Consider the following 9,950-nt stretch of genomic DNA (forward strand, 5'->3'; position numbering starts at 1 on the left):
ATACTATTATTTCAATAAAAGATATGTTTATAAAAAATAAATACTATTATTTCAATAAAAGATATGTTTATAAAAAATAAAGTGATATTTTTCTTATCATAGGTAAAAGCTAATAGTACAACTAAAAACATTAAAAGATTGACTGTAAAAAATCCCAAAATCTTTTTCCCATAACCTTTTTCATTAAAATCCTCTAGTGAAGTTTTGATATACTTGTCAGTTACTAGGTTCATACTTTCTTCTAGCGAAGCATTAAAAATTGTTTGTTTCAAAATTGTAAGTCTCCTTTTAATAAAATCATCTCAAATTTACTTTTTGAAGTGAAGAACATTCTCATGGTCAAAGTTAATATTTAGTGTGAACTCGTGTTTCAGCCAATTAAGCATTTAACTATTTATGAATCATTCCCCTACCAAAGCTTGCAAACCTGCAGATTCACTCATACCAACTGAACTTAATTGCTCACTTCCGCCATCTTTTTGAATTCCCATTTTCCCAGCCATGCTTATACTATCATTAATGACAACATCAAACATAATACCCCCCATCGGATTATGTTTAATGGAGCTATCATCTATTTTATAAGAATGAATTTTTCCTTTCTCCGTTAAAGCATTAGGATCGATCGCTTTTAATTCTTCCACAATCAATTTCTTTACTTCCTCACTGTGAACAATCCTTGTCATCTCATTATGGAATTCTTGATTTTTGTGAGTCAAGTATATTCCTCCTACCAGACAAAGAGCTAAAAATAAACTGACAACCGATAAGATAATTTTATGTTTTTGCTTCATTAGACGCTCCTACGACTATTATAATTTAGTATGTGGTATAGATTTTGCAATTCCAATTAAAGCAAGAGGTTTTCGCTATAACTAGAATACTGAATCACTTGTCGTCACTTTCCAACAACGCCCGCAAACCTGCTGATTCAGTCATACCATCCGTACGAATTTTCCCATTCTCACCATCCATTCGAAGACCAGTCTTCCCAACCATACTTATACTATCATTAATGATAATATGAAACATAATTCCTCCCATCGGATTATGCTTAATGGAGCTATCATCTATTTTATAAGAGCGAATCTTCCCTTTGTCTGTTAACGCATTTGGATCTTTTCTTTTTAAATCTTCTTCAATCAACTCCCTCACTTCCTCACTATGGACAATTCTGAACATTTCATTCTGGAATTCTTGGTTTTTGTGAGCTAGATAGAGACCTACTCCTATGCAAGCAGCCACAAACAAGCTGATAACTGATAAGATAATTTTATGTTTTTTCTTCATGTATTCACCTCTAAAAAAAGAAATCTCCTTATGACTATTTGACCATCACTCCTCTAGTAACTGTTGAAGTTTTTCCGTAAGAGTGCCGCCAACTAAACTCATTCTACCATCTTGACTATATTTCCTTATACCAAATTTAAATACAGCATCCGAATCGTCATTAATTATAACATGAAACATAATGCCTCCCATTGGATTATGTTTAATGGAGCTATCATCTATTTTATAAGAACGAATTTTCCCTTTGTCTGTTAACGCCTTAGGATCCTTTCTTTTTAAATCTTCTTCAATCAACTCCCTCACTTCCTCACTGTGAACAATTCTGAACATTTCATTTTGAAATTCTTGATTTTTATGAGCTAGGTAGAGGCCTCCTCCCAGCAATATCAATACACTTAGGCCAATAAGCCCCTTAATCCTATTTCTTCTCTTAGACATATAAACACTCCTCAATCTTTGTCAGTTTCATTATATAATATAAACTATTTTACCAAAAGCAAAAACCCGCCTTAAACGGGCGGGTTGTGGTGAAGAAAGTGATGAACTTCTTCCTTGATAAATTGACAATAAGCGTAGACAAGGTAGCAAGTAGATGCCACACCTAAAAGGGCGACAAATAACTCAAATAAGGCAGACATAGTCATGGCGAACCTCCTCTCCTTATCAGGCAAAATGCAGATACGCTTCTCAGCTTAGGCAGTCTGATTTTTTCCGTTTTTATTTTCCTTTCCGACTTACCCAAGTGAGCTCACCACTATTATACCAAAATACGAAAGCGGATACAAGGCGGTGAGGCAGTTGCTCCTAATAATGATTTTATCAAAATAGATAACATGCTAAATTTGAAGCATCAAAAGTAGAAATACCAATGTTAGCAAATTTTTTCCACCATCTTATCTCCTCTTAATTTGACACGGTTTCTCTAAATGAATAAACATTGTCGTAGTTGACAGTTACTGAATAATAGTAATAATCGTCGTTTCGGTTTGAACTTCCAAATCCTAAAGTTGCCTGCTCTCTTTCATTTTTGTGAAAATACTGATTGATAGTTTGATTTTGAACCGAATAATCAATATCGAAGGCCCCGTTGTTGCCATTATAACTTTTGGATTTCATGGATAAAGAAGATAGAAAAGACTGATTAATCGTTAACTTTTGAAATAAGAATCCATCAAAAGGCCATAATTCTTTCGCTTTCCCCTCATCAGAAAAGATAAAGTTGCTGTCTATATAATCCACCCTTATTGTTTCTTCTGGCTTTTCAGTAATATCATCAGAAGCCCGTGTCTTGGTTAGCACTCCAGAAATTGTGTGATTACTACTATCCCCTTGTAAAGACATTTCGATAAGATAAGTCCCACGTTTGATATACACTTGCTCTACTTTAAACCCATCCGGAAATTGCTTAAACAAATCAAATAGATTTTCAGTGGGATAGACGCGACTCACTTCAGCTACCTTATTCTCAATCCAATCTCGGCTGCCCCTCTTTTCTCCACATCCTATTAATCCTATCATGACTCCCCCTAAAAGTAATATTTTGAAAATAATTCTCTTTTTCATGATATTCTCCTTGATTATTATGCTTAACAAAGCAACTTATTTCAGTCACTCTATAGTGTAGCATAAATTTTTAAAACTCTATTTTATTCTACCTCCATCCAATCATTCACTTATCCGCTGATGTCTTCATTCAGTATTTTCAAACCAATATTAGAAAGTATGAAATCTCTAAACTGGAAATTTCTTCTTGATGATAGCGTTTTAATATAGTATAATATAAGTCTGAAATTCATTTTAACAAAGGAGATATTATGTCTAAATCATCCCTTCAAAAAACGGTTGTGCTTTTGAGCGCAGCGGCTCTTGCGGCAGCTGTAAATGCTGTTCAGGCTGATGAGAATGCTCCAGCAGTCACTGCTAATCCTGCCCCAGTAGAAAGCAGCGCAGCGGAAGCAAAACCAACGACTGCTGCAAATCCTACTGAAGCTACTGCAACACCAGAGAGCACGGATCCTAGCTCTGCTATTTCCCCAGAAAATGCCAGCGGAAACGCTGATGCTCTGATGGCTATGGCTCGCAATGTCGCGGCTACTGAGGATACTAAACCCGTGGAGGGACAGACTGTCGATGTTCGTATCTTGGCAACGACCGACCTCCATACCAACTTAGTCAACTACGACTACTATCAGGACAAGCCGGTCGAGACCTTGGGACTGGCTAAAACAGCCGTGCTGATCGAGAAGGCTAAGAAAGAAAATCCTAACGTCCTCTTAGTTGACAATGGCGATACCATCCAAGGAACGCCGCTTGGAACCTACAAGGCCATTGTGAATCCTGTGGAGAAGGGCGAGCAGCACCCTATGTATGCTGCTCTACAGGCTCTGGGCTTTGAAGCTGGTACGCTAGGCAATCATGAGTTCAACTACGGCCTGGACTATCTGAACCGCGTGATTGAGACAGCTGGCTTGCCTATTGTCAATGCCAATGTGCTGGATCCAGCGACTGGTAAATTCATCTATCAGCCTTACAAAATCATCGAAAAGACCTTTACGGATACTCAGGGACGCTTGACGACCGTCAAGATTGGTGTGACTGGGATTGTACCGCCGCAGATTCTCAACTGGGATAAGGCAAACCTAGAAGGAAAAGTGGTCGTTCGCGATTCTGTTGAGGCCATTCGAGACATCATTCCTGAGATGCGCAAGGCTGGTGCAGACATCACTTTGGTACTTTCTCACTCTGGTATCGGAGATGACAAGTATGAAAAAGGCGAGGAAAATGAAGGTTATCAAATCGCTAGCCTGCCAGGTGTGGATGCTGTTGTAACGGGCCATTCCCACGCAGAATTCCCAAGCGGAAACGGAACTGGCTTCTACGAAAAATACCCTGGCGTAGACGGTGTCAACGGTAAAATCAACGGTACTCCAGTAACCATGGCTGGAAAATACGGCGACCATCTGGGCGTCATTGACCTCAAGCTAAACTATACCGATGGTAAATGGAAAGTCACTGACAGCAAGGGCTCTATCCGCAAGGTAGATACCAAGTCTAATGTAGCCGATCAGCGCGTCATTGACATTGCCAAAGAATCCCACCAAGGGACTATCAACTATGTCCGCCAGCAAGTCGGTACTACGACTGCACCGATTACAAGCTACTTCTCACTGGTCAAAGACGATCCATCCGTGCAAATCGTCAATAATGCTCAGCTTTGGTATGCTAAGCAAGAGCTGGCTGGCACGCCTGAAGCCAATCTTCCTATCCTGTCTGCAGCAGCGCCTTTCAAGGCAGGAACTCGTGGGGACGCAACGGCTTACACAGACATTCCAGCTGGTCCTATTGCCATCAAGAACGTAGCAGACCTCTATCTCTACGATAATGTAACTGCCATCCTCAAGGTCAACGGTGCCCAGCTCAAAGAATGGTTGGAAATGTCAGCTGGCCAATTTAACACCATTGACCCAAATAATAACCAACCGCAAAATCTGGTCAATACTGACTACCGGACTTATAACTTTGATGTTATCGACGGTGTTACCTATGAGTTTGACATTACCCAGCCTAACAAATACGACCGCGAAGGCAAACTGGCCAACCCAAATGCCAGTCGGGTCCGCAACCTGAAATACCAAGGCAAGGAGATTGACCCAAATCAGGAATTTATCGTCGTGACCAACAACTACCGGTCTAACGGTAACTTCCCTGGTGTTCGAGAAGCCAGCCTCAACCGTCTGCTCAATCTGGAAAACCGCCAAGCTATCATCAACTATATTTTGGCTGTCAAAAATATCAATCCAAGTGCAGATCAAAACTGGCATTTCGCTGATACCATCAAGGGACTGGATCTGCGCTTCCTGACAGCTGATACGGCCAAGAACTTGATTGGTACAGACGGAGACATCGTCTATCTAGCAGCTTCTGCCCAAGAAGGATTCGGCGAATACAAATTCGTCTACATCGCACCGAAGACTGAACCAGTGCCAATTGAGCAGCCAAGCTCTCCGACTATCGCAGTCGAAGCAGCCAATCTGCAGCATAGTAGAGTAGATTTCCCTGTCTTGACTGCTGTTGCCCCTAGCACAAACAAGCAAGCGTCTCACAGACAGGCAGGGGCAGAAAGCCTCCCAGCAACCGGAGAAAATACGTCCTCGCTCGGACTCTTGGCACTTGTCATGACCGGACTTGCAGGAATCTTCGCCTTCAAAAAACGAGAAAGACAATAATCATAACCACCCGTCTAACGGGTGGTTTGTCCCAGGGCTATAAGCCCACATCACCAGCCAGCGCCTAAAGACGCTGGCTTTCACTTTGTTCAAGCCTCATTGCTCTTGACTCGTCACGAACCTCTCAAAGAGGTGTTTGCATTACTTACCACTATCCCTAAAGGGATCCTCATATTCTTTTACACTCAATTTATCCAACGCTATATCATGCTTTTCCTGCTCTTGGATATATTTCTTAATGGTGGCTTCATTAAGTCCTACTGTACTCACGTAATAGCCTTCCGCCCAAAAATGCCGGTTCCCAAACTTGTACTTTAGGTTGGCGTGTTTGTCAAACATCATGAGAGCACTTTTACCTTTTAAATACCCCATAAAACTAGAAACACTTATCCTCGGTGGAATACTTACCAACATATGTACATGATCTGGCATTAAGTGACCCTCGATAATTTCAACACCTTTATAACTACATAATCGGTGAAATATTTCACCCAAACTGTTTCGATATTGATTATAGATAACTTTTCGTCTATACTTAGGTGTAAACACAATGTGATAGAACACATCCACTTTGTGTGTGATAAACTATGTGCCTTTTGCGCCATATATTTCTCCTTTCGCTTTACAATTGGCTTGAACACCTTTATTGTATAGCGTTGGGAGTTTTTTTGGTATAACCTTCAATGCGCACCCGCATAGCGGGTGGTTTATGTGTCTCGCACCTAGCAGAGCGAGACAGACTGAAAGTCACAATTAAAAAATCAGCAGCAACTTTGGCTGCTGATTTTATTTTTCAAAGACTATCATTTCCCAACTCCAACAAAACACTGACTGCGGTCAAGGCATAGAGCGGAGCTGTTTCAGCCCGCAGGATACGTGGACCTAGACCAGCGGAGATAGCCCCTGCTTGGCCAAAGGCATCTATTTCATCTGGCGATAGACCTCCCTCTGGTCCGAAGATAAAGAGAACTTTTGCTCCAGTTGCCAAGCCCGACAGAGCTCGGACTAGAGCTGCAGATTCTCCCTCTTTGGCCGATTCTTCATAGGCCATAATGATGCGATCAAAATCTGCTAAGGCCGCTAGAAAATCTGCCTTTTTATCAAAGAGCCGAACCTCCGGAATCAGATTGCGCTTACTCTGCTCTGCTGCTCCCTGAGCAATTTTCTCCAGCTTTTCACTCTTTTTAGCCAGCTTTTTCCCATCCCACTTGGCCACCGACCAGTCAGCTGGAAAGGCCCAGAGAGCACTGGCTCCTAGCTCTGTTGCCTTCTGAGTGATAAATTCTAATTTATCTCCCTTTGGAAAGCCCGAAGCAATGGTCACTTGGATCGGCAGCTCGGTATTGTCTGCCAGCTCCTCCAAGATTTCCAAGCTCTGCTGACTGGGATCCAATACCTGAGCCAGCCGTTTCACACCGTCATCAAAAACCAGCGTGATTTGGTCGCCCTCTTTGAGTCGCATGACCGAAAACATGTGTTTGGCTGTGTCCTTATCCGTGACCACCAAAGGAGACTGAGGGTTTCCTTTTATAAAATACTGCTGCATCTAACCACCTATCACGCCTGAAATGTCCTGCGTTTTCTTGAAGACACAGGCATTCCATTCGCCCTGAATCATATGCGTTTCTAGGAAAAATCCTGCTGCTTCTGCTGACTCGCGCACCATTTCCCATTTTTCAGAAATAATCCCACTCATAATCAGATAGCCCTCATCCTTGACCAGACGATAAGCATCCTCAGTCAAATGGATGAGAATATCAGCTAGGATATTGGCAACGATAACATCTGCTTCGATTTCTACGCCTCGGAGAAGGTCGCCCGGTGCTACATGAATGTTCTCCATACCAGGATTGAGCTCGATATTTTCCTGCGCCACGCGCACTGCTACCTCATCTAAATCATAAGCGTAGATGTCCTTAGCGCCTAAGAGAGAGCTGGCAATGGAGAGAACGCCACTTCCTGTGCCTACATCTAGCACCGTTTCTCCGTCCCGCAAGACCTGCTCCAGCGCAAAAAGGCTCATCTTGGTTGTCGGATGAGTGCCTGTACCAAAGGCCATGCCAGGATCCAGCTTGATTATCTTTTCACCAGTTGTCGCCTCGTAGTCTGTCCATGAGGGCACAATGGTCAAATCATGCGTGATACGAGCCGGCTCAAAGTATTTCTTCCAATTGTCCGCCCAATCTTCCTCAGCTAGTTCCTGCCGAGTCAGCTGAATATCTCCCGTCTCCAAGCCGAAGCCATCCAGCTCAGCCAAACGCTCATTGGCCTGGGCCGCAATAGCCTCTATATCCACTGAATCCGGGTAGTAGCCGGTAATCCTGACCCGTTCGCTCTGCTCAACTTCTGGAAAAAGCTCACCATACTGGTCAACCTGCCCCAGATAGTCTGCGCTGTCATCGATAGCCACACCCTGACTGCCCAGCTCAATCAGAATATTCGAGGCCGCTTCCTCCGCCTCACGCTTCACTTCAATCGTTAATTCCTGCCAAGTTTCCATCATTAAAATACCAAGCCCGTAAAACACAAAGCCAAAATAGGAAATTCTCTGACAACGCTTGCGTCTAAGAGAACTTTATTTTTTTGCCACAGTGTTTAGGGCGGGTTCAGTTTAGAAATTTAACTGAACAATCCTTTCTTTGTTTATTTCATTATCTTCGTCATGTAAACCATATCCATACCCTCTTTTTCGGGCTCCGTATGGGTCTGATGATAGCCATTTTTCTCATAAAAAGCCACCATACCTTTATCTTGGAAAACCGTGCACAAATCCCATTGCCTAATGGTGGAGAATGTCTCCTCAATCAGACCGAGCCCCTCAGAACCATATCCTTTATTCTGGTGCTCTGGCAAAATCGCCACTGTCCCAATCCAGCCTGCTGTCTGTTCGTCATTTGTATTCAAGCGAATAAAGCCAAGAATCTTCTCGTCGTCTTTGACAAAATAATAAAAACTATTGGGCCTCTCAACCAGCTTCCAGCGAATCCGCTCTCGCTCCTCCAGATAGGGGTCGTATTGATCCTTATATTTCTCATAAACGGCCTTAAAACTCGCTCGCTGAATGGCAATAATGGTCTCTAAATCCTCAGCTCCCGCCCGTTCAATATGAATCATACTCGCACCTCCAAATAATCTCCCAATCTACTTTTCAACTGCGGGATGACGTTTTCATCCGCTAATAATTCTTCTATATTTACCAATTTGTAGCCCTGCCCTTCGTCACCAAAGACAATCTGATCTATCAGTTCTTGATAAATAGAAGCCACCATGAAAATAGAAACTTTCTCAGGATAAACAAATCCTTGATAACATTTGATCCATGTAATGGATTCCTCTTTGAGTTCAATGCCCAGTTCCTCAAACACTTCTCTTTTGATGCACTCAAAAGGCGTCTCATCCTTTTCTCTCCCACCGCCAGGAAAATCCCACATATTCGGGTAAGGAATTGTCGGAATATCGTCTCTTAAAATGGTCAAAATTGTATCGCCATACAGCAAAGCAATTTTACAGCCTGAGAAATCTAGTTTTTTCTCCAATAATTCACGTGTCATGGCTTCCTCCTCTTCTTGTCCCCCTTCCTCTCTTTTTTTGTAAAGAGGATCCCAAAAGCCCTGCCATGAACCCTCTCTTTAAGCCAAATAGATGATAGACTCAGCATTGACATGGTTAAGAAACAAAGATACTTCTTATCCTACTTTCCTGGTCTCAGGATACAAACGAACTGTTAGCTCATTCAAGTGTTCATAGGTTTCCCTACTGGTCATAGATGCTTCAACTCATAAATCCATCTATCTATTTTTTCTTTACATACTTCAAAAATTTTTTCTTCGAGCTCTTTGTTATCTTTTTCAAAACACTTCTCCCATAAATCGTTATCTTCTATCTCATAAACTGGAATGTTTTGGTTCTCTAATTCTTCTTTAAACTCTTGTAAATAAGATGGTTTATGAGAATGCAAACCGATATAACCGACGTATGGATATAAGACCACTTCATCGAAATCATTCACAGTCACAATAATACCATTCCGCAATGGTTGATGGGTGGGGTCAGCTTTTTCAGAATAATCGTATGGATAAAATAAAATGACTCCAACTGTATTTTCTCTTTTTACAATATCTCTTGCATCACTAACGCCTCTAGAAGGATTATAAAATTTATTCGCAAAACGATAACTCATGCTATTAGAAAGGCTCCTCTTCCTTGGTTCAGATAGTTGTAACAGGATATTTCTGAAGATTTTATCATCAAATCCCAATTCTTTTAGACAAATTAAGAGTTCTTTATTAAAATTATATAGTTTATTTATTTTCAAAAAAGCAGTATCATCTGAAAGTATCGTTGGCTTCAAAGCCATCTGTTCAAAATAATCAGCAATGTGCATTTTTTTATTATGAAACTCAGTTAATTCTTTACTATTTCTAAATCTACTTC

10 protein-coding genes and 2 pseudogenes are annotated in these 9,950 nt (G+C 41.5%); 1 reads left to right on the forward strand and 11 read right to left on the reverse strand.

What is annotated here, in order from left to right; all coding sequences use genetic code 11:
• Positions 1–11 precede the first annotated feature (11 nt).
• The 5 genes from D8877_RS11990 to D8877_RS12010 form a co-directional block, all read right to left on the reverse strand.
• Entirely contained in the window at positions 12–272 is a 261-nt protein-coding gene (locus tag D8877_RS11990; protein WP_125353422.1) for a hypothetical protein, read from the reverse strand.
• A gap of 129 nt (positions 273–401) precedes the next feature.
• Entirely contained in the window at positions 402–794 is a 393-nt protein-coding gene (locus D8877_RS11995; protein WP_125353423.1) for a DUF1310 family protein, read from the reverse strand.
• A 94-nt stretch (positions 795–888) separates the two neighbouring features.
• The gene (locus D8877_RS12000) at positions 889–1,290 is read right to left on the reverse strand and encodes a DUF1310 family protein (RefSeq protein WP_002898547.1); all 402 of its coding nucleotides are present in this window, start codon (positions 1,288–1,290) and stop codon (positions 889–891) included.
• Between the two features lie 45 nt (positions 1,291–1,335).
• Positions 1,336–1,728 carry a DUF1310 family protein gene (locus tag D8877_RS12005; protein WP_125353424.1) on the reverse strand — a complete coding sequence of 131 codons (393 nt, stop codon included), beginning with the start codon at positions 1,726–1,728 and terminating at the stop codon, positions 1,336–1,338.
• A 465-nt stretch (positions 1,729–2,193) separates the two neighbouring features.
• Positions 2,194–2,853: a hypothetical protein gene (locus tag D8877_RS12010; protein ID WP_125353425.1), complete on the reverse strand. Its 660-nt coding sequence runs from the start codon at positions 2,851–2,853 to the stop codon at positions 2,194–2,196.
• 251 nt (positions 2,854–3,104) lie between these two features.
• Between D8877_RS12010 and D8877_RS12015 the strand changes: the two genes are divergently transcribed.
• Positions 3,105–5,516 carry a bifunctional 2',3'-cyclic-nucleotide 2'-phosphodiesterase/3'-nucleotidase gene (locus tag D8877_RS12015; protein WP_125353426.1) on the forward strand — a complete coding sequence of 804 codons (2,412 nt, stop codon included), beginning with the start codon at positions 3,105–3,107 and terminating at the stop codon, positions 5,514–5,516.
• Positions 5,517–5,657: 141 nt separating this feature from the next.
• Here the strand turns inward: D8877_RS12015 and tnpA are convergent.
• The 6 genes and pseudogenes from tnpA to D8877_RS12050 all read right to left on the reverse strand — a co-directional run.
• Positions 5,658–6,121, reverse strand: a pseudogene (tnpA, locus tag D8877_RS12025) (IS200/IS605 family transposase).
• A gap of 188 nt (positions 6,122–6,309) precedes the next feature.
• On the reverse strand, positions 6,310–7,062 hold the full coding sequence (locus D8877_RS12030; RefSeq protein WP_125353428.1) for a 16S rRNA (uracil(1498)-N(3))-methyltransferase: 753 nt from the start codon (positions 7,060–7,062) through the stop codon (positions 6,310–6,312).
• Positions 7,063–8,016, reverse strand: coding sequence for a 50S ribosomal protein L11 methyltransferase (prmA, locus tag D8877_RS12035; RefSeq protein ID WP_312023232.1), 954 nt, complete (start codon positions 8,014–8,016; stop codon positions 7,063–7,065).
• A gap of 143 nt (positions 8,017–8,159) precedes the next feature.
• Positions 8,160–8,630, reverse strand: coding sequence for a GNAT family N-acetyltransferase (locus tag D8877_RS12040; protein WP_125353432.1), 471 nt, complete (start codon positions 8,628–8,630; stop codon positions 8,160–8,162).
• The gene (locus tag D8877_RS12045; protein ID WP_125353434.1) at positions 8,627–9,067 is read right to left on the reverse strand and encodes an NUDIX hydrolase; all 441 of its coding nucleotides are present in this window, start codon (positions 9,065–9,067) and stop codon (positions 8,627–8,629) included. The genes D8877_RS12040 and D8877_RS12045 overlap by 4 nt, the downstream gene beginning before the upstream one ends.
• A 209-nt stretch (positions 9,068–9,276) precedes the next feature.
• Positions 9,277–9,950: pseudogene (locus tag D8877_RS12050) on the reverse strand (exonuclease SbcC); the annotation flags it as partial.

Origin of the sequence: Streptococcus sanguinis (assembly GCF_003943735.1) — a bacterium.
In the GTDB taxonomy this organism is placed as follows: domain Bacteria; phylum Bacillota; class Bacilli; order Lactobacillales; family Streptococcaceae; genus Streptococcus; species Streptococcus sanguinis_E.